The organism is Gleimia hominis, from assembly GCF_002871945.2.
Lineage (GTDB): Bacteria > Actinomycetota > Actinomycetes > Actinomycetales > Actinomycetaceae > Gleimia > Gleimia hominis_A.
Genome location: NZ_CP126963.1, coordinates 1,167,068 through 1,190,948 on the forward strand (window position 1 = coordinate 1,167,068; position 23,881 = coordinate 1,190,948).

The 23,881-nt window shown below is 58.1% G+C and carries 17 protein-coding genes; 2 read left to right on the forward strand and 15 right to left on the reverse strand.

Annotated elements, in window-relative coordinates; genetic code table 11:
- Nucleotides 1-140 precede the first annotated feature (140 nt).
- The 3 genes from CJ187_RS05235 to pth all read right to left on the reverse strand — a co-directional run bounded on the left by CJ187_RS05235 (nt 141) and on the right by pth (nt 5,212).
- Nucleotides 141-689 carry a hypothetical protein gene (locus CJ187_RS05235; RefSeq protein ID WP_102217150.1) on the reverse strand — a complete coding sequence of 183 codons (549 nt, stop codon included), beginning with the start codon at nt 687-689 and terminating at the stop codon, nt 141-143.
- Between the two features lie 61 nt (nt 690-750).
- Nucleotides 751-4,353, reverse strand: a complete 3,603-nt coding sequence (mfd, locus tag CJ187_RS05240; protein ID WP_102217151.1) for a transcription-repair coupling factor — start codon at nt 4,351-4,353, stop codon at nt 751-753.
- 259 nt (nt 4,354-4,612) lie between these two features.
- The gene (gene pth, locus CJ187_RS05245; RefSeq protein ID WP_102217152.1) at nt 4,613-5,212 is read right to left on the reverse strand and encodes an aminoacyl-tRNA hydrolase; all 600 of its coding nucleotides are present in this window, start codon (nt 5,210-5,212) and stop codon (nt 4,613-4,615) included.
- Nucleotides 5,213-5,343: 131 nt separating this feature from the next.
- Between pth and CJ187_RS05250 the strand changes: the two genes are divergently transcribed.
- Together CJ187_RS05250 and CJ187_RS05255 are read left to right on the forward strand one after the other, a co-directional pair.
- Nucleotides 5,344-5,883 (forward strand): 2'-5' RNA ligase family protein, encoded by a 540-nt coding sequence (locus CJ187_RS05250; RefSeq protein ID WP_102217153.1) that lies wholly within the window; start codon nt 5,344-5,346, stop codon nt 5,881-5,883.
- A 132-nt stretch (nt 5,884-6,015) separates the two neighbouring features.
- A complete protein-coding gene (locus CJ187_RS05255) occupies nt 6,016-7,317 on the forward strand; it encodes a YihY/virulence factor BrkB family protein (protein ID WP_102217154.1) in 1,302 nt (433 codons plus the stop codon).
- Nucleotides 7,318-7,649: 332 nt separating this feature from the next.
- On the opposite strand, the gene CJ187_RS05260 is transcribed toward CJ187_RS05255, so the two are convergent.
- The 12 genes from CJ187_RS05260 to CJ187_RS05315 all read right to left on the reverse strand — a co-directional run bounded on the left by CJ187_RS05260 (nt 7,650) and on the right by CJ187_RS05315 (nt 23,816).
- Nucleotides 7,650-9,296: a Rib/alpha-like domain-containing protein gene (locus tag CJ187_RS05260; RefSeq protein WP_102217155.1), complete on the reverse strand. Its 1,647-nt coding sequence runs from the start codon at nt 9,294-9,296 to the stop codon at nt 7,650-7,652.
- A 112-nt stretch (nt 9,297-9,408) separates the two neighbouring features.
- Nucleotides 9,409-10,233: an exodeoxyribonuclease III gene (locus CJ187_RS05265; RefSeq protein ID WP_199171127.1), complete on the reverse strand. Its 825-nt coding sequence runs from the start codon at nt 10,231-10,233 to the stop codon at nt 9,409-9,411.
- A gap of 163 nt (nt 10,234-10,396) precedes the next feature.
- Nucleotides 10,397-11,287: a bifunctional methylenetetrahydrofolate dehydrogenase/methenyltetrahydrofolate cyclohydrolase gene (locus CJ187_RS05270; RefSeq protein ID WP_102217156.1), complete on the reverse strand. Its 891-nt coding sequence runs from the start codon at nt 11,285-11,287 to the stop codon at nt 10,397-10,399.
- Nucleotides 11,284-12,567 carry a serine hydroxymethyltransferase gene (glyA, locus tag CJ187_RS05275; protein WP_102217185.1) on the reverse strand — a complete coding sequence of 428 codons (1,284 nt, stop codon included), beginning with the start codon at nt 12,565-12,567 and terminating at the stop codon, nt 11,284-11,286. Before glyA ends, CJ187_RS05270 begins: the two co-directional genes overlap by 4 nt.
- 57 nt (nt 12,568-12,624) lie before the next feature.
- Nucleotides 12,625-13,479, reverse strand: coding sequence for a formyltetrahydrofolate deformylase (purU, locus tag CJ187_RS05280; RefSeq protein WP_102217157.1), 855 nt, complete (start codon nt 13,477-13,479; stop codon nt 12,625-12,627).
- A gap of 138 nt (nt 13,480-13,617) precedes the next feature.
- Nucleotides 13,618-14,679 (reverse strand): NAD(P)H-dependent glycerol-3-phosphate dehydrogenase, encoded by a 1,062-nt coding sequence (locus CJ187_RS05285; protein WP_102217158.1) that lies wholly within the window; start codon nt 14,677-14,679, stop codon nt 13,618-13,620.
- A 17-nt stretch (nt 14,680-14,696) separates the two neighbouring features.
- A complete protein-coding gene (locus CJ187_RS05290) occupies nt 14,697-15,785 on the reverse strand; it encodes a sugar-binding transcriptional regulator (RefSeq protein ID WP_102217159.1) in 1,089 nt (362 codons plus the stop codon).
- Between the two features lie 235 nt (nt 15,786-16,020).
- Nucleotides 16,021-17,007: a malate dehydrogenase gene (locus CJ187_RS05295; protein WP_102217160.1), complete on the reverse strand. Its 987-nt coding sequence runs from the start codon at nt 17,005-17,007 to the stop codon at nt 16,021-16,023.
- 83 nt (nt 17,008-17,090) lie between these two features.
- Complete coding sequence (pgi, locus tag CJ187_RS05300) at nt 17,091-18,755, reverse strand: glucose-6-phosphate isomerase (protein ID WP_434737345.1); 1,665 nt, start codon at nt 18,753-18,755, stop codon at nt 17,091-17,093.
- An 11-nt stretch (nt 18,756-18,766) separates the two neighbouring features.
- A complete protein-coding gene (locus CJ187_RS05305; RefSeq protein ID WP_102217161.1) occupies nt 18,767-21,067 on the reverse strand; it encodes a 6-phosphofructokinase in 2,301 nt (766 codons plus the stop codon).
- Between the two features lie 207 nt (nt 21,068-21,274).
- Nucleotides 21,275-22,351: a DNA adenine methylase gene (locus tag CJ187_RS05310; RefSeq protein WP_102217187.1), complete on the reverse strand. Its 1,077-nt coding sequence runs from the start codon at nt 22,349-22,351 to the stop codon at nt 21,275-21,277.
- A 247-nt stretch (nt 22,352-22,598) separates the two neighbouring features.
- Nucleotides 22,599-23,816: an NADP-dependent isocitrate dehydrogenase gene (locus CJ187_RS05315; protein ID WP_102217162.1), complete on the reverse strand. Its 1,218-nt coding sequence runs from the start codon at nt 23,814-23,816 to the stop codon at nt 22,599-22,601.
- Between the last annotated feature and the right edge of the window lie 65 nt (nt 23,817-23,881).

Sequence of the window (23,881 nt, forward strand, 5' to 3'; positions counted from 1 at the left end):
ACGTGACATTACTAACCGGTAGATCCGTCTCAGATTCCAATAGGGCAACCCACTATCTCGTTCAAGTGCAGTCACCTCACCCTGGTGGGTGTGCCTACAATCGATCCCGCCCACGGCCTAAAGGGCGTGTTTCCTCGAGCTTAGTTATCACCGGACATTTGAGCGGGCACATTTTGCGCCAGCACCCCGGGCAGTGTGGAGGCCGTCAGCACGTTCCCGGGGGCTAACTGCCCGTACCGCGGGTTCACGTTGAGGTGCTGCTTCTCCTGCGCCTGCGCTAACTCCGCGTTGAGCTGGTCTGCACCCCCGCTCTTCGGGTCTTGCGCAACTTGCTGCACGGCTTGGTTGTTGCTGAAGAAATGCAGTAGGTCAACCGTTGTGGGAGTGAACTTTACCCCCAAGTGTTTCTCTTGCTCAGTGAACTGGTTGCGCACATCCCCCACGGCTACTGCCACGTTGTGATCTTTCGCTACCTGCTCGAACGCATCTTTGTACGACAGGTAGTTCACCACCATTGCGGGCGTTATATTATTCTGCAGCGCCTGCGACAGTTGCTGCGAAGCTTCACTCACATCTGCCTGCGAGTACTGCGTCCCGTTCACAATAACCGCTGCCCCGGGGTGTGTGCCACAGGCTGATACTCCCAGTGTGGCTGCTAGCAAACCTGCTGCTAAAAACCGCTTTTTCACTAATCCTCCCAAAAGTTTTCTCACCGCTTCTATGCTACCCGCTGCACCCTATGGTACCCATTCAGTGGCTCTGGGCGGGTTTGTAAGCAACGATGGAGTCAATGAACTGGTCGACCCAGTCGATGAGTTCTTGGTCCACCAGCGGGTTCCCGCCTATGCGCGAGGTAGTGGGGGCGGGTACCAGCACTTGTCGAACCGCCGCTTTTTGAATCGCCCCTGGGTACAGGCGCTTGAGGCGCATTGCAGCTGAATCTGACAGTTCTGCGGAGGCGAAGCGAATATATTTGCCTTGCGCCACGACCTCCTCAATCCCTTCCGCCCGGGCGTGAGCACGCAAGCCAGACAGGGCGAACAGCAGTTGCACCTGCTCTGGGATCGGCCCGTACCGGTCGGTGAGTTCGTCGCGCACGTCCGCCGCGTCTTGTGCGGACGTGAGAGCGGCGATTTTTGCATACGTTTCGAGCCGCAGTTGCTCGCCCTTTATGTACTCAACTGGAATGTGCGCATCGATTGGTAGTTCGATCCGGCAGTCCTCCCGTTTCTCCTCTTCCCCACCTCGGAAGGCGGTTACCGCGTCGGCCACCATCCGCACGTACAGGTCGAATCCGACGCCCGCGATATGCCCGGACTGTTCTCCGCCAAGCAGGTTACCGGCCCCGCGGATCTCCAAATCTTTTTGCGCTACCGCCAGACCCGCCCCCAAATCCGTGTTCGCCGCGATTGTGCTTAAACGTTCGTGCGCCGTTTCTGTGAGTGCCTTGTCCCCCGGGTAGAGGAAGTACGCGTAGGCTCGTTCCCGGCCCCGTCCCACGCGGCCACGCAGTTGGTGGAGTTGCGAAAGGCCCATGGCGTCCGCCCGATCCACAATCAGCGTGTTCGCGTTTGAAATGTCCAATCCGGTTTCGACAATCGTGGTGCACACGAGGACGTCGAATTCCCGATTCCAAAAGTCCACGATCACGGCCTCAAGCTGGGATTCAGACAGCTTCCCATGCGCAACCCGCACGCGTGCTTGCGGCACTAGCTCCTGTAGGTGCGCCGCCACCTTATCGATATCATTCACCCGGTTGTGCACGTAGAACACCTGCCCGTCGCGCAGGAGTTCCCGTTTAATGGCGGCACTGACCTGCTGATCCGTATACGCCCCCACAAACGTCAAAATCGGATGGCGATCCTCCGGTGGGGTTTGCAGCAAAGACATTTCCCTCAGGCCCGTAACCGCCATCTCTAAGGTGCGTGGAATCGGGGTTGCAGACATAGAAAGTACATCCGCGTTGGTACGTAATTGTTTGAGGGTTTCTTTGTGCTCCACGCCGAAACGCTGTTCCTCATCAATAATTACCAACCCCAGATCTTTGAACCGGACCGCACCGGTCAGAAGGGAGTGGGTGCCAATCACAATGTCAATCTGTCCGTCGAGGAGACGTTGCTGAACCTCCTGCGATTCCTTGCGGGTTGAAAACCGCGATAGGGACGCCACTTCGATCGGGAACCCGGCATAACGCTGCGTGAACGTTTCCATGTGCTGCTGAACGAGCAGCGTGGTGGGGACGAGCACGGCAACTTGTTTACCGTCCATCACGGCTTTGAACGCCGCGCGCACTGCGATCTCCGTTTTCCCATACCCCACGTCGCCGCACAGCAGCCGGTCCATCGGCACGGGTTTTTCCATGTCGGATTTAACTTCGTCGATCGTCACCAGCTGATCGGGGGTTTCCACGTGTTCGAACGCGTCTTCCAGTTCGCGTTGCCACGGGGTGTCCGGGCTGAATGCGTGGCCTTTCGTGGCTTGCCGAGCCGCGTAGAGACGCACGAGTTCACCCGCGATTTCCCGCACGGCTTTGCGGGCTCGGGCTTTAGTTTTCGCCCATTCGGCCCCGCCCATTTTTGACAGGGAGGGAGCGTCGGAACCTGAGTATTTGGAAACTTGGTCGAGCTGGTCGGTGGGCACGTAGAGGCGGTCTCCCGGCTGTCCGCGCCGCGTGGGCGCGTATTCAATTAGGAGGTAGTCGCGCGTCACTGCCTGCTTTCCACTACCCATGGTGCGCGACACCATTTCAATGAACCGGCCGATCCCGTGGTGCTCGTGGACCACGAAGTCGCCTTTTTTTAATGTGAGGGGGTCGAGGCCGCGTTTGCGCCGGGACGGCATTTTCCGCATGTCCGCGGTGGATGGGCCCGATCGGCCGGTGAGGTCGGATTCGGTGATGACCGCGAGGCGGTGTTGTTCGAGCACGAATCCCACGTGTGCGCTGGCGGCGAGGACGTGCACCACCCCTGGTTCCACGGCCTGCGGGATCGCGTCTACGAGCCGGGCTGCTACATCTTTGTCGGCCAGCACGTCGCGCAACCGTTTCGCCGGGCCAGGGCCGGCTGTGGTGAGGACCAGGCGCCAGCCTTGTTGTTCTAAATCTGCGAGGTCTTTTGTGGCTGCTTCGATGTTGCCGCGGTATGGCACTACGGCACGAGCCCCCACCTGCATTAGATGCTTGGACACGACAATGGGTCCGTGCTGCCCGTCGGATTGTTGGGTTTCAACTTGATTTTGAATCGCGCCTGCGAGTGCAGCCGGTGGCAGGGCGGTTAGTTGCACCCAGCCGAGTTGTTGATCATCGGCTTGAGTGTGCATTTCTTCGAGTGTTTTGAAGGATGCCGCGCCGGCTTGTACGGGGATGTCCCCTCCGGCGGCGGCTGCGCTCCAGGCGGCAGAGAGGAATTCTTCGGTTGTGGCCACGAGGTCTTCTGAGCGTGCGGCGATGCGTTCGGGGTCGGACAGCACCACGGTGGTGTTACTATCCACCAGGTCAAGTAGCGTCACCATTTGGTCGACCAGAACGGGGCTTAACGATTCCATTCCTTGAACCGCGATGCCCTGGGCAATGAGTTCCAGAGTTTCTTCGGATCCCGGCAATTGTCCTACGAGCTTTGCGGCGCGTTCTTTAACTTTTGGGGTTAGCAGAAGCTCGCGGGCAGCGGGTGCCCACAGGCCATCCGGGGCTTTCCCTACGGCTCGCTGGTCGGATACAGAAAAGTAGCGGATGTCGTCGACTTCATCGCCAAATAGTTCCACGCGGATTGGGTGGGGGTCGATAGGAGCGAAAACGTCGAGGATTCCGCCGCGCACCGCCATCTGCCCGCGAGAGCGAACCATATCCGTGGTTTCGTACCCCAGGTTTTTCAGCTGCTCAACCAGGTGGTCTAGGTCCACGATGTTACCTTCGTGAACGCGCAGTGGTTCTAGCTCTCCGAGCCCACCGATAATGGGTTGCAAGAATGCGCGCAGGGGCACAACTAGGATTTGGATGGCACCCGCTCGCCCGCGCGGTTCCGGATGGGTTAAGCGGCGCATTACAGCAACCCGCTGAGCCATCGTGTCTGCCTGCGGAGAGAGCCTCTCGTGCGGCAACGTTTCCCAACTGGGCAGCACCGCCACGCCGTCGGTGTAGCATCGCAACGCTGCGGCTAATTGTTCGGCTTCACGGCCGGTGGCTGTAATGATGACTTGTTTGCGAGCGCGCGAATGTGCGGCAGCCAGCGCAGCGAGGGAGGCGCGTACCCCCGTGGGTGCCACGACCGTGGCGGTGACGCCCTCATTGATACTTTGCGCCGCCTGCACCGCCGCGGGGTCCGTCTTTATTTCTTCAAGTAAACCCGTTAGTTTCATGCTCTCCACCGCCACAGTCTATCGCGCCTACATAGCGTTCCCCACCGCCCGTCACTTAAGCCCTTGCCCACCGAGGACGCATTGGCGCCACGCCGATTTCCACTCGCACCACCCGAGTGCGAACCGTCTGCGCACGCCGCTTTCCATCCGCAACCGCCCGAGTGCGGACCGTCCGCCCAGGTGGATTTCAAACCCACACCACCTGAGTGCGCCCCATCCGCCCCCGATTCATAACTGCGTGGCTCAAATGAGCGCGGTATTACCGGGTGTGGAGGCGCTGCTGCGCGGCCGGAAGGTCTGTGCTCACCACGTCCGTGATTGCATCCGCTGCTTCCCGAACGGTTATTTCCCATTCCACTTGGTCGCGTTGTGGGAAGTCGCTGAGCACGTAGTCCGCGGGGTTCATACGCCCGGGTGGCCGCCCAATCCCGACTCGTAAACGCGCGTAATCGCGGGTGCCGATGGCTGCGGAAATGGATTTCAACCCGTTGTGGCCCCCTTCCCCACCGTTCTTTTTCAGCCGGAGTACGTGTTCGTCTAGGTCCAGTTCGTCGTGTACTACCAGCAGGCGGTCGGTGGGGATTTTAAAGAATTTCATGAGGGCAGCCGTTGGCCTACCCGACACGTTCATGTAGCTGTCAAGGTATGCCACTATCGCAGCCGGGCCGGGGCGACCACCCGGGAGCATACCAAGACGCACTTGCGCGGCGCACGCTCCCGCCTTGTGGTGAGTGAACGTGCCACTGTTACTTTCTGCCAGGTACTGCACAACCTGGTGGCCGATGTTGTGCCGGTTCCGCGCGTATTTTTCACCCGGGTTGCCCAGTCCGACGATTAGCCACGGCCCACTGTTAGCCACGTTCCCTCCTGAGTTTCTTTTTCCCTCTAGGTCCTAACCGGAATCTTACCGCGACGCTGGTATTTGCACCTAGAGTGACAACGGGGAACAATAGTTACGTTCTTTTGTTCGTTTCTGTATGAGGGATTTGCATGTATTTGCCGCAACCAGGCCCCGATGAGGAGGTCATTGGTGTGCTGATCCCCGTACCAGAACCGTGGCGAAGTCAGCTAACTAACTGGCGTCTACAGTTCGGTGACCCGCTAGCAAACCAGGTTGTGCCGCACATTACGTTGCTGCCACCGACTGTGGTGAAAGTGGCGGACCGCGTGCGCGTTCGGCAGCACTTGCAAAAAGCGGCGGCAGGGAGCGTACCTTTCCAAATCACGTTGCATGGAACCGGAACGTTCCAACCCGTGTCCCCCGTTGTTTACATTCAAGTTGTGGGTGGGGTGCATGAGCTGGTGGCGTTAGAGAGTGACATTCGCAGTGGAGTTCTGGATAGGCCCACGCGGTTTCCGTACCACCCTCATGTGACTATTGCCCAGTCTGTGCCACCGGAACAGTTGGATTTTGCGGCGCAAGAATGCGCGGATTTTGAGGCGTCCTGGGTAGCTCGGTCGCTTCATTTAGATACGGTCAGTGCGGGTGGGGCGTACGAGTCGAGGGCACTTTTTGAACTGAACTCTTAGAGAATCCGCCTGTGCAGATTTTGGGGGGAGGCCCAAGAGGTGTTGTTGATCAGCGAGATTGCGCCATCGCTTGGCCGGGTTGCAATCGTGGTTGACACGGCAGAAGCGAGCGAAATCAGGTAGGTTTTCAGTATGCCGAAATCTTCACAGACACCACTGGTTGCGCATTCGAAACCGGCGAATGAGATTGATGTTGAACCGGTTCATCACCTTTACGCTCCCCGCCAGGCGGAGCATCACCACGTGCAAGGCCCTTCCTTGAAAGCAGCTTGGGCTGCGAAGACGTGGGGAGAGAAAGCTAAGTTAGCGCTGTCGTGGTGGAAGCACACGCGCGTGGCACGTGGTTTAGACCGCTACAGTGTTAAACGCGGGAACCTGCTGGCTGGGGGCATTTCTTACGTAGCGATTTTCTCTATCACCGCGGCCTTAACCGTGGGGTGGACGATTTTTATGGCGGTTTTAGGTTCTAACGCGGAGCTTCGCAACGCGGTGTTGGACGCGATCGATTCTTCTATGCCCGGTTTGATTCAAACATCCGGCCACCCCGAGGGTCTAGTTAATCCCGATTCTTTAGTGGCAGATTCTCCGTTCACTTTGACTGGGTTCATTGCTCTAGTGTTGTTTTTGTTTTCTGCATCTAGGGTTATGGATGCGTTGAAGAAGTCGTTGTGGTCCATGTTTGGGATCGTTAAGATCCCGGAGAACGCAGTGTGGATTAAGGCGCGCGACCTGTTTGGTTTCGTTTTAATTGCCGGAGGGGTGCTACTCACCGCGGTGCTGGGCATTGTTTCATCCACTCTCGGCTCTCAGGTACTGGAGTGGCTTGGGATTTCTGGGACGCTGGGACAGGTGCTACTTCGGATCCTGTCGATCCTGGTGGGGTTGCTGGTTGACACGCTGGTGATTGCTGGGCTGATCCGGCTGATCGCGGGAATGAGGGCGCCCGCGAAGGATTTGTGGCTCGGAGCGTTGATCGCTGGGGTAGGTTCCTCGGTAGTGCGTTTCTTAGGTACTTCCGCGTTGGGGTCGGCGGATAGTGCCCTTACAGGCGCGTCCGTGGCGATTGTGACGGTGCTCCTGTGGGTGAACTTGTTGGCGCGGATTGTTTTAATGTCTGCTGCTTGGATGGCGAATCCGCCGATTGCTCCGACACCGGAATCAGTGCAGCACATGCATGGGTACGAGTCCCCTAACTACGTTACTGACTCGGACCGGCGCACATTGCAGTGGCCGCATCACACCATGACGGGCGACCTGGAACCCGACCCTTTGATGGACCCGAACACTACGGAAATTGTTTTGGATTCCGCTACTTGGCATTCACCGCAGGCACGCCGGTTACGTCAGCGCATAGACGTGCACACCGGAAAAGCGGACCGCTACCGCCGGCAACTATGGACGCTGGGAAAGATTCAACGCCGAAACAAAAAGTAGGTGCAGATAGGCAAACTTCGTGGGGCTGCGGATTCATTTCCGCAGCCCCACGGTTTTTCTAGCTATCTTGATCCGGTTTCTAGCTTGCTTGCTCCTGCTATTTGCGTATAGCTCCTATTGTTTGGTTCGGTGAATATACCGCCAAACCGCAATAAACAAGGCAACAACAGCAACGGCAATCACTATATAAAGAACAATCGTAAGTACGGAAAAGAAAACTGCGGTGTTCACTATGCGCTCCTTCCATTAACTACTCAATTAATGTTTCGAATACGTATGTTTTCCTCTTAAAAACTAATCGCATAAAGTTGTGCGACAAATATTTCCGTTACTTAACGGCGCCTAGCGAGTCCAACCCCAGCACCGGTAACCGCGATTGCAGCTAAACCGATAGCACCGGCAGCGACACCAGTCTTAGCTAGCTGTTTATTCCCTTCCGGCGTGCTCGAAGTGTTTGCACCACCCGCTTGCTGCCCAGAGTTACTACTAGATTCACCGATTCCGGGCTGTTTCCCTGGCGTACCCGGTTCAGAACCTGGAGTCTCACTCGAGTTACCACCATTTCCGGGTTGCTCGCTGGGGTTAATCGGTTGTGCAGGCTCTAAGGTTGCTGCGGGAACGCGGTCTTTAACAGTCACGGGTACCTCAACCACACGAGAAGAACCATCCTTAAACGTAACCTTAATCTTCCCCGTGTACTCACCTGGCTTAGCGGTATTTACAGCGCCATCCGCGGTAACATCCTCCGCTTTCGCACCCTCAGGCAAATCTTTAATATTAGCCGCCCCAAGGGTTAAATCATCACCCTTGTGAATCACCGCAGGCACAATCTGATCTTTAGAAATCTGTGGGACCGGAGTAACTACCCCCGCATCCACGGTCTTACGAACCTTCAGCTTCGTCACGCGAGTGACCTCGTGATCCCCATACTTCGTGATCACACTCAGCTCTCGCGTGCCAGCCGGAACCGACTTCGCATCCACCGTCACCGCACCCGTCGCCTCGTCGAGTGACGCCCACTTCGGGAAGTTGCTGGCAATAAACTTTAACGCAATTCCCGCATCCTCATGCGCCAGCTTCGGCGTTACGGTCTTCTTCCCCTCATCGGATTCACTTAAATTCAAATCCGCATACGAAAGCTGACTGTAGAACAAGGGGCGGATATACGGTACGCCAATCGTATTCGCACTAAACCGCAGCACCTTCCGTGGAGTTCTAGTGGCTCCATCCCAACCGGTTCGAAGCAACCCAGCAAAGAAGTACCCTTCAGGAATATTCGCCGCAGCGCTGGTGTAGCCCTTATCTAAACGAATAATCTGCCTTTCAGACTCAAAGTCCTTGTAAGTACCAACGTTTGCGAACAGATTATCGAACGTGTACTTACTCTGCCCATCCTCGGAAGTCAGATTCAACGCCACATTCTTAAACTTCTCATTCAACGCGGGGGTCTGATCGGACTTCAAAGTCACGTCGTCCACCGTAATGTATTTCATGAGCGTCGGCGCTATCGTGTACTCAGGCCATACTTTCAGCGCTACCGTGCGTTCAATCGGGTTCCCGGTCTTCAAAGTGAGCCGTAGTTTCAGCTGATAGTCACCCGGTACCTGGGCGACAATTTGGCTGGGACTAGAAAACTCAATCTTCCCCTCCAAGGCCGGGTCCTTGACGATCTCCACAGCCTTCTTCGCATCACTACCGTCCGCGTACTGCGCAGTTTTTACCAGTCCAATGTTCCAAATCTTCTGCCCAGCATTCACCTGATACGAATCAACCACATCCAAGGCTGCCTGCTTGGACGCGGGATCCTCTGCCCTATCCACAGCTGCGGGGGTACCAGTACTTTCTTGGGCGAACGCGGTCGCAGATACACCTGCTCCACCCGCAACCACTAAACCACCCACCGCGAACGCGGACAGCACTGCGCGCCAAGACCGCCGCAGCGCCCTGGGTGAACTAGCCGACCACTTTTCTAACCTCATAATCTCTCCTAAACGATTGTCGGCAATGACAACTCGAAAATATCACTCACCGCAACCGCTCTCATCTGGAGGAATACGAAGAGACACTGCTTATATAAGTGGTTCGTTGAAACTACACTTCATAAGCGATACGTAGCGGAGCGTGATCTGACACCCTCGCGTCATACGCATCCGCACTGTCCACGTGCCACGCCTGCGCCCGCTTAGCTAGCGTTGGGGACGCTAACTGGTAGTCAATTCTCCAGCCCGCATTGTTATCAAACGCTTTTCCCCGGTAAGACCACCACGTATACGGGCCCTGCTCCTCCCCCACCAGGTCTCGTACCACGTCACGCCATCCCTGGTTTAACCACGCGTCCACATACGCGATCTCCTCATCCAGCACGCCCGCGGACTTATTGTGGTTCCCCTTCCAGTTCTTAATATCCCGCTCCGTGTGCACAATGTTTAGGTCACCGCACACCACAGTGGGTACGTTTGCATCCAGCAGCTCTTGCATCCGCCGGGTAACCAACTCTAAGTGCGCGTATTTTTGATCCATTTTCTCGGTACCCACCTGGCCGGAATGCAGGTACGCACTGACCACGCGCACAACCTCATCACCTGCACGAACGTTGGCTTCTAGCCACCGGCCCGTGTCAACCGCTACCGCATCAACCCCATCGGGCTGCGCTCCGAACCGTACGCTCTGGCGGTCAATCTGCACCCGCCCTTCCTTACGAACCGCGAGTGCTACCCCGGCGCGGCCCTTGACCTCACAGGGAAAATTAACTACCTCCCACTGCTCCCCCAAAAGCTTGTCGACAATCTCGTCAGACGCGCGCACTTCCTGCAACGCAACCACGTCCGGGCCAGTTACGTCCATGAGTTCGGCAAATCCTTTGCGGGAAGCCGCACGGATACCATTCACATTAAAGGTCGAAATCTCAATACTCATACCACGATTATCCCATGCATCCAGACCGGGCCGATCCGCCGCGGCGTTCCACCGATTATCGGTCGGGTCGGTTAGCTGCGGCGTTCCGCAGCTTCAACGCGGCTTGCCAGTTGGGTCGGTTAGCCGCAGCGCTCCCCGCCACCGCTAGGCGGGGTCGAGCCAGTTAAGCTGTGCGTTCCGCAGCTTCCACAACGTTGGCCAGCAGCATCGCCCGCGTCATTGGCCCCACCCCACCGGGATTCGGGGTGATCCACCCGGCCACCGCGTCGACACCGTCCGCAACATCGCCGGCAATCCGGGTTTTCCCCTCATGCGTTTCACGCGACACCCCCACGTCCAACACAATCGCTCCGGGTTTCACCATGTCCGCAGTAACGATCCCCGCGACCCCCGCAGCAGACACAACCACGTCCGCAGCCCGCACGTGCCGGTTCAGATCCCGCGTCCCCGTATGGCACAAAGTCACCGTCGCGTTTACCTCCCGCGTGGTCAACAGCGACCCGATCGTCCTGCCAACCGTGGTCCCACGCCCGATGACGCACACGTGCTTACCGTTCAGATACAAGTTATTGCGCCGCAGCAGTTCCACCACCGCCCGGGGCGTACATGGCAGCGGATTATCAATCAACCCATCTACCGACAGCAGCATCCGCCCCAAGTTCGTAGGGTGGAGCCCGTCCACGTCTTTAGCTGGATCCACCGCCTCAAGCAACAAATTCGTATCCACCTGCGGTGGCAACGGCAACTGCACAATGTAGCCCGTGAGCGCCGGATTGCGATTAAACGCCTCAATCGAACGCAAAATCTGCTCCTGCGTGGCGGACTGCGGTAAGTCAATGCGGAACGATTCGATCCCCACTTCCTTACAGTCCCGGTGTTTGCCCGCCACGTACGCTTGCGAAGCTGGATCCTGCCCCACCAAAATCGTTCCCAAACCTGGGGTTATACCTTTATTCTTGAGGTCCTGCACCCGGGCCTTCAGTTCGTTCTTAATCTGCGCGGCGCAACGCTTCCCATCTAAAGGCTTCGCCGCTCCTGCCCACGGATACCTCATTGCTGCAACCCTTCGTACAGTGGGAACGCGTCCGTCAACGCTTTCACGCGGCCACGCAACCGTTCGGTGTCCACCTGGCCGGCCGCCGCTTGCACCAGGGTCTGCGCAATAATATCGGCAACTTCTTCAAACTCGGCGGCGCCAAACCCACGGGTTGCAAGCGCCGGCGTGCCAAGACGCAAACCCGAAGTAACGCGGGGTGGGCGCGGGTCAAACGGCACTGCGTTACGATTCACGGTGATCCCAACTGCGTGCAACGCATCCTCACCTTCTTGCCCATTCAACTTAGAATTGCGCATGTCCACTAGCACCAAGTGCACGTCCGTCCCCCCGGTAACCAGGGTAATGCCCGCACGTTTCACATCATCTTGCAACAACCGGCCCGCAATGATGCGCGCCCCCTCAACAGTGCGGCGCTGCCGGTCTTTAAACTCCTCGGTTTGCGCCACCTTCATAGACACCGCTTTCGCAGCCACCACATGCATGAGCGGCCCGCCCTGCTGACCGGGAAACACCGCGGAGTTCAGTTTCTTCCCCAGCTCCGGGTCGCGCGAAAGGATCATTCCGGACCGCGGCCCACCAATCGTCTTGTGCACCGTGGTGGTCACCACGTCCGCGTACGGCACCGGGTTTGGATGCAAACCCGCAGCCACTAAGCCAGCAAAATGCGCCATATCCACCCACAGGTAAGCTCCCACCTCATCGGCAATCTCGCGGAACGCTTGGAAATCCAACACTCGTGGGTAAGCGGACCAGCCGGCAATAATCACCTTCGGCTTATGCTCGATGGCAGCGGCTCGAACCTCATCCATTTCAATACGCATGGACTTCTCGTTCACGTGGTAAAACTGGGCGTCGTACAGTTTGCCCGAAAAGTTCAGCCGCATCCCGTGCGACAGGTGCCCCCCGTTATCTAACGCGAGCCCCAGAATCGTGTCCCCAGGTTTAGCGAGCGCAGCTAAAACCGCCGCGTTCGCTTGCGAACCCGAATGGGGTTGCACGTTTGCGTACTGCGCGTCGAACACTTCCTTAGCGCGTTCGATCGCCAAGTTCTCCGCGATATCCACCTGCTCACAACCACCGTAGTAACGGCGCCCAGGGTAGCCTTCCGCGTACTTATTCGTCAGCACCGACCCCTGTGCCTGCAGCACGGCTCGGGGCACGAAGTTTTCCGACGCGATCATTTCCAAAGTTCCGCGTTGACGCTCAAGCTCACCATCTAGAACCTGTGCGATTTGAGGATCAAGTTCCGCCAAGGGCAGATCATTAAGTTTTGTCACGTAAACCTCCTGAAGTCCAGATTTAGTGTAACGCAATCACGCTTTTCCAGAATCCGACTAGTCGAAAACTACGGTGCGGTCTCCGTTAAGCAGCACCCGGTGCTCACTGTGCCACCTCACCGCCTGAGCTAGGACCCGCCGCTCCACATCTTGCCCGCGCGCCACCAGGTCCTGCGTCGTATCCCGATGCGTTACCCGCGTGACGTCCTGTTCAATTATCGGCCCCTCATCCAAATCCGCAGTCACGTAATGAGCGGTTGCCCCTATCAGTTTCACGCCCCGATCGTGTGCCTGCGCATACGGCCTCGCGCCTTTAAAAGACGGTAGGAACGAGTGGTGAATATTAATCACGTTGCCCTCTAATTCCCGGCACAGCTGTTCGGAAAGAATCTGCATGTACCGCGCCAAAACCACGAGTTCCACGCGTTCGGAATGCACTAGGTTCAGTAGTTCCCGCTCCGCTTTCGGTTTAGACTCTGGCGTAACGGGAATGCATAGAAAAGGCACGCCGTAGAACTGGGCGAGCGGTGCCAAATCCGGATGGTTCCCCACAACCGCCACCACGTTGATCGGCAGCTGCCCCTCCCGATGGCGGTACAGCAGATCGGACAGGCAATGCCCTTCCCGCGACACCATAATTAGGGTACGCAGCTGCTCTCCCAACCCGTGCAGTTCCCACCGGGCCTCAAACTCCGCAGCGAACTCAGCCATGGCCTGCTCAATCCGGTGGCGGCCCGCCTCAATCGAAAGCTCCACGCGCATGAAGAACAGGTGCGTATGCGGATCACCGAACTGCTGGGATTGAATAATGTTCCCACCCGCAGCTGCGATCAGTCCCGTCACTCTAGCTACGATACCGGGACGGTCGGAGCAAGAAAGGGTCAGCACGAAAGCGTCATCGTTAGATTCCATAGCCCTAACCATAGGACACTTCGCGCTCTCCACGCCCACGCGTCCGCACTGTTGCGTCGGGTGTTAAGCCCGGACGCGTCCGATTATCGAGTTGAACTGACCCGCATCGGAGCCGGCCCGGGCACGTGTGCCCTCAGGCTACTTTTCGCCTCCGAAGAATTTGGACCACGGCATGTCCAGGGGCGCGTCCTCTTCAATGATTGAGTACAGGTAGCGGCACAGGGGGAAGTCCTGTGGTTTCACCACACCTCGTTCCGTCAGTGGTTTCAACGCGCCCCCAACCACGCGGATCGCGTTAACACCTTCCAGGGTCACGCCTTTCATGAGCGAATCGCGGACCTCCGAGAACGGGCGCCCCTGCCCCACGAATTCACCAGCGCGCACGTTGCGCCCGCCCATGGAGGTTACGAACATGTCCCCAACCCCGCCTAGGCCATCGGAGGTTTCTGGCACCCCGCCCAGCAGCTGCATGAACTGGCGCAGTTCCTTCTGCCCCTGCGCAAAAACGGCTGCGTTGTAGTTGTAACGAATGTACCGGTCGTCCTGCTTACCTTCTTTAATTGTCAGGCCCTGCCCAAGCCCTGCGGCGAACGCGTAAATGTTCTTCATGCACGCCCCGATTTCGTGGCCCAAGAAGTCTGTTGACGTCCACACGTGGTAGTAATCCGTGCGGAACAGGCCTGCTAAGTAGTCGAGTGCCGCCTGGTCCTCACCGCAAAAAACTACGCACGTATCGTGATGCACCGCCAGTTCCCCCGCAATGGAAGGCCCCACAATCGCTGACCACGACACGGAATCGCGCAGCTCGGGCGTAAAGTAGGTTTTCAGCACGTCCGGCAGCATGTGCAGCGTACCGTCTTCGTCCGCTTCCATTCCCTTGGTGATCGACAGCACGCGCATACCTGGTTTAACCAGTTGCGACAGGTGTTTGCCCGCAAAATGCACGCCGAACGAGTTCACTCCCGACATTGCCACGTCCGCACCTTCAAACGCTTCATCCGCGTCTTCCAGCTGGTAGGCCGTGACCCCGTCGTTCACCTTCAACCCCAGATTCGGGTGGGTCCCATCCTTTTGGATAGATGCGATTATATCTTGGTCCAGGTGCGTACCCACCAGGTGAACTTCGTGCCCATTTTCAGTCAGTGGAAATGTCAACGCGGTCGCCATGATGCCCGCACCGAGGATCGCTATTTTCGCCATATTCATTCTCCTTTTAATTACTGTTTTTGAAACCTATTTTTGCTTGAGGGGGTCGCTACATCTAAATCCCGTGCCCCCTGCGGAGTGTTTGCACAGCCATCCAGTACGCGGCGCGCCACGGTGGCGTCGGTGATCACCACGCGGGCATACCCACCGGCTAAAACGGCGCTGAGTGCCGGTGCTTTCTCAACCTCATCGACAATGGCTATCGCGTGGGCTTGCCGCAGCTGCTGCAGTGAAATTGAAATCGTGCGGTTCTCAAGGGATTGCGAAAGGGGCACACCGTTTGCATCCACGTAGTGCGACAGCACGTCTGCGACGCCCTGACGGTTTTGAATTGCTTCAATTGCGCTGGCGTCCAAGTAGCCGGATTCAACCAGCACCGAATCTACGGACACGGCTCCGGGTGAGTAGATGATGTGCTCAGCTTCCGCGGCGTTCACCAGGGTGCGGGCAATACTCGGTTCGCCGCGCAGCGCGTCCCCAAGTGTTTTATTTGCCGTGATGGCCGGGGCCGGTAGGGAGTACCCCACCCCGGGGGCGCGGCGGGCCATCACCCCGATTGAACGGGACACCGCTTCGTCCCCCGTTTGCACGGGGCCGCCGTTGGTTTGGTAAATCTTCGCGTTAGGTGCCCAGCCTTGCGGTAGTTCCTCCGCCACCCGTCCGACTGTTCGCCCCCACGACACCGCCACGCGTTTTGGTGTTGGCTCCAGATCCGCCAGGTAACGCGCCGCCACTTGCGCCACATTCCCCGCGTCAGGGGACGCCACCACGATCGCACGCTCCAGGTGGAAGCCCTGTTCCAGCCCTTGTTCCAGCTCCCGGTTACGGGCCCGCGGGTGATTAATCGTGATCGTCACTAAGCCGCTCGCGCGGGCTTGCTCCAGCAATCGCCCGACGGTCCAGCGGGTGCAGCCGAGTTTTTTCCCAATCGCAGACTGGGTTTGTCCCTCAAAGTAATAAAGTTCGGCGGCGGTCACCATGTCGTCTTCGCGCATCGGATTACCCGCCTCCTCCGGCAAAATCGTCGCTTCGCAGCTAAGCTGTGACGCCCGCGGATTTGTGCATAAAGCCCGCCGCATATAGCCCGCGGCTTTTTGCATATATCTGCAAGCTCACCTCCAGCATGCCACACGAGTGCGCACATGTGTACACGAACGCCAATTCTGCTCATAAGTGCAGGCTTCTTGAAAGAAAGTGGTTTTGAGCGCCAGCTTATTGTGCGTCGAGACAGCAGTTCTCTATCACCTGCACTTCCAGCGGCATAAGAGTGCGCGCCTGGGGGGCCAATTGGCCACTCCCCAGGCGCGCTTAGTGTTAGCAGCTGTAATCTCGTGGTTACTTAACGAACCCGAGTTCACGCACGGCGTCGCGTTCTTCCTCCAGTGCCTTCACGTTCCGTTCAATCCCAGCGCGGGTAAGGTCGGAGATCTCGAGGTCCTTCACGACCTCCCACTCACCACCGTTGGAACGCACCGGGAACCCGAAGATCAGACCTTCCGGAACACCGTACGACCCGTCGGACGCGATCCCCGCGGTCACCCACGTGTGCTCGGGCGTGCCCTGCACCCAGTCGTGCATGTGGTCAATCGCCGCGCCCGCAGCGGAAGCCGCGGACGATGCGCCACGCGCCTCAATGATCGCAGCGCCCCGCTTCGCAACCGTGGGGACGAAGTAGTCATCAAGCCAAGCTTCGTCCACCAGGCTCGCCGCCGGCTGACCATCCACAGTTGCATAAGACACGTCCGGGTACTGGTCTGCGGAGTGGTTGCCCCACACCACCATGTCTTTAATAGTTGAAACCGGTTTCCCCGTCTTGTGTGCAAGCTGCGACAAAGCCCGGTTGTGATCCAGACGCATCATCGCGGTGAACCGCGAAGCCGGTACATCCGGTGCCGCCGAAGCAGCGATCAACGCGTTCGTATTCGCGGGGTTACCCACAACCAGCACACGCACGTCATCAGCCGCACCATCGTTGATCGCCTTGCCCTGCGGGCCAAAAATACCACCGTTTGCAGCCAGCAGGTCAGCACGCTCCATCCCCTTCGTGCGTGGACGCGCACCCACCAGGAACGCCGCGTTCGTGCCCTCAAAAGCCTTCGCAGCATCATCGTAAATATCCACCCCAGACAGCAGTGGGAACGCGCAGTCATCCAACTCCATCGCAGTGCCCTCAGCGGCTTTTACTGCCTGTGGGATCTCCAACAAATTCAACTTCACAGGCGTATCCGGGCCAAACACCTGGCCCGAAGCGATGCGGAACAAAAGAGCGTAACCGATATTACCGGCCGCACCCGTTACCGTAACGACGCGAGGTTCAGACATACCAAAAACTCCTTCAACGTTGTTGTCTCTGTCTCATTACTAATATTAGTGCGCTCCCCTACTTCGAGAGCGCGAAAGTGGTCCTAGTTATCCCGCTTCTCCAAGTAGTACTGAATCAGCCCGGCAGTGGAACTATCCTGCTGGTCAATCACCGACTTATCGCCCCCAACCGCAGGTGTAAGCTCTTTGGCAAGCTGCTTACCCAGCTCCACGCCCCATTGGTCGAACGAATCAATGCCCCACACAACTCCTTGCGTGAACGTGATGTGCTCGTAAAGTGCGATCAACTCTCCCAGCGTCCGCGCATCCAAACGCCGCGCCATAATGGACGTTGTCGGCCGGTTACCCGCGAACACCCGGGCCGGCACAATCGCCTCATCCGTGCCTTCTGCCCGCACCTCGCTCGCAGTCTTGCCGAACGCCAACGCCCGGGTCTGCGCGAAGAAGTTCGACAAGAATAGTTCGTGCATGTCTGCTTCCCCATCACGGTACGGCGCCTTCGTGTTCGCAAACGCAATGAAGTCCGCCGGAATCAGCCGCGTCCCCTGGTGAATCAACTGGAAGAACGCGTGCTGACCGTTAGTACCTGGCTCCCCCCAGAACACTTCCCCCGTATCGTAGGTAACCGGGCTTCCATCTGCCCGCACGCCCTTACCGTTCGACTCCATGGTGAGCTGCTGCAAATACCCGGGGAACCGATGCAGGTACTGCGAGTACGGCAGCACGGCATGCGAATGCGCCCCCAAAAAGTTGGTGTACCAAACATTCAACAGCCCCATGAGTGCGGGCACGTTCTGTTCCAGCGGTGCGGACTTGAAATGCTCATCCATCGCGTGGAAACCCGCCAAGAACTCACGGAACACATCCGGCCCAAACACGATCGCCAAGGACGTGCCCACAGCCGAGTCCACCGAGTAGCGGCCGCCAACCCAATCCCAGAACCCAAACGCGTTCTGCGGGTCAATCCCAAAGGCCTCCACCTTATCCAGCGCCGTGGAAACCGCCGCGAAATGCGACCGCACCGCCTGCGCCTCATCAACCTCCGGATCCACCTTCCGCAACGAATCCAACAGCCAGCCGCGCACCACCCGCGCGTTCGTCAGCGTCTCCAATGTCGTGAACGTCTTCGAGGCCACCAGCACCAACGTGGTTTCCGGATTCAAATCCGCCAGCTTCTCCGCGGCGTCCTGCGGATCAATATTAGAAATGTAACGCGCATCCATCCCCTTGCTCGCATAGGGTTTCAACGCCTCATACACCATCACGGGCCCCAGGTCTGAACCACCGATCCCGATGTTCACAACCGTCTTAATTAACTTACCCGTAACACCCTTGCGTTCCCCATTGCGGATCTGGTTAGCAAACGCGTAGATCCGCGCCAATTCCTCATGAACATCCGAAACCACGTCCTGACCATCCACCCGCAACTGCGCATCCGCTGGAAGGCGCAACGCCGTGTGTAAAACTGCGCGGTCCTCCGTCACATTAATGTGCTCCCCACGCAGCATCGCTTCCCGATGGCCTTCCAAATCCACTTGGCGCGCCAAATCCGTCAGCAACTCCACCAGCTCGTCATCCACCAGGTTCTTCGACAAATCCACATGCAAATCAGCAGCATCAAAACTGAACTTCTGGTACCGCTGCGGGTCCTGCTCGAACCACTCCCGCAAGTTCGGCGTAAACTGCGCTGCCTTCTGCTTCAGGGCCTGCCACGCCTCCAACTTCGTGGGATCCACAATGTTCACGATCAATATCCTCTCTAATATTGCGTTAACGAAACCGGGTCACCAATCGGAATGCGCGCGGGTTTACGTTTAACCCCCGGCATCGACACCACGGGCACAACCGGTGCCAAACCCATCCACCATTGGCTAATGGGTCTCCTCGCCTCTAAATCTATCTCATCTAACATGTGCGTAACCGGGTGGGAACGAATCGTCCCCCCACTCTGCCCAATATAAAGCGCCTGCTTCTCTCCCCGCACCAGCAGCTGCGCTAGTTCACCAATCGCATTGAACACCAGGCGAGTCGCTAAAATCCGGTCGAACGCAGACGGGGCCCCACCCTGCTGCATGTGTCCCAACGCGGAATGGCGCACGTCGTAAAGCCCCTCCCCTTCAGACAGGAACACGCGCGCTAAAAACTCCCGGTTGTACCGCGGGTGCGCGTCCTCATTCCGCACCGCAAGGAACAGGCGGCGTCCATTTTGGAAGCTCTCTTTCAGATTCTGCGCGTCTTCACTAATCGACGCTAAATCCTGCGGCTGCTCATTCAAATACACTTTCTCGGCCCCACTGGCCAGGCCTGCCATTAAAGCCAAGTACCCGCAGCGGCGCCCCATCGTGTCCGCCACAAAGCAGCGTTTAGACGCGGCCGCCGATTCTTTAATCCGATCCAGTGCCCACACCGCGTTGTTCAACGCCGTGTCCGCCCCGATTGACAGTTCTGAACCCGGCAGGTTGTTATCGATCGTGGCGGGCACCAGCATCATCGGAATGTTGAACGCGGGGTACCGGTCGCGTTCCGACACCATGTTGTACACTGCCAGGTACGCGTTGAAACCACCGATTACCAGCAGGGCGTCAATGCGGTTATTCTCTATCGCACGCCCCAGCGCGTAGAACTCCTCCAGTTTCGGAATGTGCCGGCGCGTTCCCAGCTGCGCACCCCCTTTGAATGCCCAACCTTCCACATCCGACCACTTAAGAGTCTGCACGTTAGAATCCATGAGGCCCTGGAATGAACCGTGGATTCCTACCATCTCCATCCCGGCTTCCAACCCAGCACGCACCGCCGTCCGAGCCGCCGTGTTCATCCCTGGTGCAAGCCCACCGACGTGCAAAATCCCCACGCGTTTCGCCCCCTCCGGCACGCCCTCAAGATCTTGAGGAGGTGTGGAAAGCACTTCATTAACGCGCACCATTTGGGTGAACGAAACTCCGCGTGCGCGAATGGCCTGGTCGAACTGCTTGTCTTTCACGAGGGCGGAAACGTTACGGGTTGCCTCTACCGCTTCCATGAGGGGAATGCGGGTGAGCCGGTTGTGCCGCACCCCAATTATGTAAGCCGGATCATTCGGGTTAGCGTCCATGAGTTCTTGGGCCGCCCCGTACCCCATTAGGGTGGGCATCCACCGGTCGTACGCCGATGGGGTACCACCGCGTTGCACGTGCCCCAAAATGGTGATGCGCGCTTCCAGTTGCAGTTCATCTTTGATTGCCTGCGCCACATCGCGGGACGTGATGCGGTTCCCGTCCGCGTCCTGAGCTCCTTCGGCAACGATCACTATGGAATCGCGCCGGCCCGCCGCCCGGCCTTTCCGTAGTTTTTGCGCTAAGTCTGCCGCCCATTCTGAGGAAGGGGGATTCTCGGGGGTAAACACGTAGTCGGCGCCCCCCGCAACCGCGGCCATGAGGGGGAGGTACCCGCAGTGCCGCCCCATCACCTCAATAACGAATGTGCGCTGGTGGGAGGCAGCGGTGGAAGCGATATCGTCCATGGCCTCCAAGATCCGAGTTAACGCCGAGTCGGTTCCGATCGTCATGTCGGATCCAACGAGGTCATTATCAATCGACCCCACGAGCCCCACGATCATCAGCTGCGGGTGGGCCTGCGCGGTCTGCTCTGTGATCTGCCCATCCACCACCAGTTCCTGCACGAGTGATGGCCATTCTTCCCGGAACTCGTTCGTACCCGTGAGGGTCCCGTCTCCACCGATCACCACGAGTCGGTCAATGCCGCGTTCAATCAAGTTCTTGCACGCCGCCCGCAGCCCTTCGCGTTGCCGAAACGCAGCGCACCGCGCAGTGCCGATGACAGTGCCACCTTCGTTGAGGATCGAGGACACGTCCGACCAGTGCATCTGCCGGATCCCATCGCCCCCATCCACGGCGCCCTGCCACCCTTCGAGGATCGCGTACGGCTGCCCACCAAGTTCGAGGGTAGTGCGGGTAACAGCCCGCACCGCGGCATTCATGCCTTGCGCATCCCCACCCGAAGTGAGGATCCCAATGCGTTTCTTCCCGTCTGGTTTTGCTGCGCGTGTTTGAACCTTCGACATAGCACCCCTTCGGTTATGCGCCCGGCTACCTTCCAGGCGCCCCACACCATTATGTCGAACCCAGTGCCTCATGCGCGATCCCCAACACAGAATTCTTAGGTTTCAAAATAATCCTGTGGTGTACTCACGCTGGATTTCGGGCTAACGTCCCTCACTATTCGTTGCGGTTACGGATGCGGCGCACCTGTTGCCACGATTCCTTTGAGGTTACGGATGCGGCTCGCCTGCTGGCACGATCTCTTTTAGGTTACGGATGCGGCTCACCTGCTGGCGCGGCCCCGCCACAAAAACCCATTCTTTACAGCGCGTATGCGACACTTTCCCCACCCGCTTACCAGTGGGGCTGTGGATCCCGATTTTCGCCCCCACGTACCGGTTGTAGTCGAACGCGAGCATGGCAACGTCTTCGAAGCCCACGGTTTTTAGGTGCGTGCGCATTTCATCTGCTTCAATCCAAGATTCGTCGTTGTATGACACCACGAGTGTGCGCGCGCGAGCGCGGCCTAAGAGATCGAAGAACGCGCGTTTCATCCGCGGTTTTGAGTTGAACACAGATTTCGTGGCGTCTTCGCGCGCGTCCACGCGTTTCATCGCAATCCCGTAGGTTTGCGGCGCATCCCAGCGCACCAGTGTTTCCCAAATGTGGTAGTTCGTGAAGTACCGGTGTTGGTTGTACGGCGGATCCAGGTACATGAGGTCCACCGGTTCCAGTTCGTCCACCAGCCGCATGGCGTCACCTCGCACGGCTCGGCCCCCACCGGGCAGCAAATGTGGGATCCGCAGATGCATATCGCGGTAAGCCCGCGCCGCCCACTGTTTCAAGTACGCCATCTGCACCCCCGTTGTGGAATCCACCCGGTCCGCAGCTTCCATCAGGGAGGTCAGCAAGATCGGGTACAGCGCGCTGCCGGCGTACCGGTGTTCAATCTGGTCGCGAATCGCATCTATTCGCCGCCCGTTTTTGGGTTGAAAATACCGCGCCTTTTTACAAAACGTGTCAGTCACGTACCCGTCTTTACCCTCGAGGGCATTGAGTTGCTCCACGGCTTTTTCTAACGCCCGCATGTCGAGTTCGCGAGCATCTGTTTGCACGTATGTTTGCGCCAGCACGTGCGAATAGGTGGCAATGTCACAAGCGGTGGTGTGGATCCCGAGTTTTTTAAACGCTTGCGCAACCCGCGTGGTTCCAGTGAAAAGGTCCACCGCTGTTTCGGCACCCAAGGTCTGCGCAATCTGTGCCAGTGCGGGCACAAGCCGCCGCTTTGACCCTAAGTACTTGAACAAGTCCGCCCTTCCATAAGTTACTTTTTCGTTCGCCTGCACCTGCGGTGCCCGCGCTGCCAGCTTGGTACTTACAAAACCGTGCCCGCGCTGCCAGCTTGGTGCTTACAAAACCGTGCCCGCACACCCAGAGGGTGCCACGCTCGTTTACTCCCGCGGGGCGCCGCACCCCGTTGGCCCACGCGAACGCCACCCGCTCCATCTTAGATGATGGTTCGCGGGTGGCGATGCAACCTCGTTTTGCTGCGCTTTACTTCAACCGCGCCTGCAAGTTCTCGTCTAGCGCCTGCAGGAACTGCTCGGTCGTTAACCACTCCTGGTCCGGCCCGATGAGTCGCGCCAAGTCTTTCGTCATCTGCCCACCCTCAACGGTTTTTATAATCACGTCTTCCAGGGTTTGGGCGAAACCAGTTACCTCCGGAGTATTGTCGAGTTTACCGCGGTGCTTCAACCCTCCGGTCCAAGCGAAAATCGACGCGATTGGGTTAGTGGAGGTAGGTTCCCCTTTTTGGTGACGACGGTAGTGGCGGGTAACCGTGCCGTGCGCCGCTTCCGCTTCCACAGTTTTCCCATCGGGCGTCATCAGCACGGACGTCATCAGCCCCAGCGACCCGAACCCTTGAGCTACTGTGTCGGACTGCACGTCGCCATCGTAGTTCTTACATGCCCACACGTAGCCACCTTCCCACCTGAGGGACGAGGCCACCATGTCGTCAATCAGCCGGTGCTCGTACGTTAACCCCGCTTTTTCAAACTCCTCTTTGAACTCGGAGTCGTAGATATCCTGGAAAATATCTTTGAACGCCCCATCGTAGGCCTTGAGGATCGTGTTCTTCGTCGACAAGAACACGGGGTAGCCGCGCTGCAGACCGTAGGTGAAGGATGCGCGGGCGAAGTCTTTGATTGACTCGTTGAAGTTGTACATGCCCATTGTGACGCCACCGCCCTCAGGCATCTTCACTACCTCATGCTGAATCGGTTCACTGCCATCTTCTGGGGTGAACGTCAAAGTCACGCTGCCCGCGCCGGGAACTTTAAAATCAGTGGCCTTGTACTGGTCGCCGTGCGCGTGACGGCCAATCACAATGGGTTTCGTCCAGTTCGGAACGAGGCGGGGTACGTTCGAAATGATGATGGGCTCGCGGAACACCACGCCCCCGAGGATGTTGCGGATAGTTCCATTCGGGCTCTTCCACATTTCCTTGAGGTTGAACTCCTTGACGCGCGCCTCGTCCGGCGTGATGGTGGCGCATTTGACGCCCACCCCGTGTTCTTTGATCGCGTTCGCCGCATCGATCGTCACCTGGTCGTTCGTGGCGTCGCGGTTTTCAATCCCGAGGTCGTAGTATTTCAGATCGATATCGAGGTACGGGTGGATCATGCGGTCTTTGATGAACTGCCACATGATGCGCGTCATTTCGTCGCCGTCAAGCTCCACTACTGGGCCTGCTACCTTGATCTTCGACATGGCTCTCCTAACTCCAGCATCCCTAACTAGGCATCACGTGTTACTGCGGGTAAGCCGTCAGCAAC

Coding starts and splice junctions, on each gene's coding strand:
- CJ187_RS05315 (WP_102217162.1), bottom strand. CDS start 23,816: ATGTCGAAGATCAAGGTAGCAGGCCCAGTAGTGGAGCTTGACGGCGAC.
- CJ187_RS05265 (WP_199171127.1), bottom strand. CDS start 10,233: ATGAGTATTGAGATTTCGACCTTTAATGTGAATGGTATCCGTGCGGCT.
- CJ187_RS05250 (WP_102217153.1), top strand. CDS start 5,344: ATGTATTTGCCGCAACCAGGCCCCGATGAGGAGGTCATTGGTGTGCTG.
- CJ187_RS05270 (WP_102217156.1), bottom strand. CDS start 11,287: ATGAGGTATCCGTGGGCAGGAGCGGCGAAGCCTTTAGATGGGAAGCGT.
- CJ187_RS05305 (WP_102217161.1), bottom strand. CDS start 21,067: ATGTCGAAGGTTCAAACACGCGCAGCAAAACCAGACGGGAAGAAACGC.
- CJ187_RS05285 (WP_102217158.1), bottom strand. CDS start 14,679: ATGGCGAAAATAGCGATCCTCGGTGCGGGCATCATGGCGACCGCGTTG.
- CJ187_RS05255 (WP_102217154.1), top strand. CDS start 6,016: ATGCCGAAATCTTCACAGACACCACTGGTTGCGCATTCGAAACCGGCG.
- purU (WP_102217157.1), bottom strand. CDS start 13,479: ATGGAATCTAACGATGACGCTTTCGTGCTGACCCTTTCTTGCTCCGAC.
- mfd (WP_102217151.1), bottom strand. CDS start 4,353: ATGAAACTAACGGGTTTACTTGAAGAAATAAAGACGGACCCCGCGGCG.
- CJ187_RS05260 (WP_102217155.1), bottom strand. CDS start 9,296: ATGAGGTTAGAAAAGTGGTCGGCTAGTTCACCCAGGGCGCTGCGGCGG.
- CJ187_RS05295 (WP_102217160.1), bottom strand. CDS start 17,007: ATGTCTGAACCTCGCGTCGTTACGGTAACGGGTGCGGCCGGTAATATC.
- CJ187_RS05290 (WP_102217159.1), bottom strand. CDS start 15,785: ATGCAAAAAGCCGCGGGCTATATGCGGCGGGCTTTATGCACAAATCCG.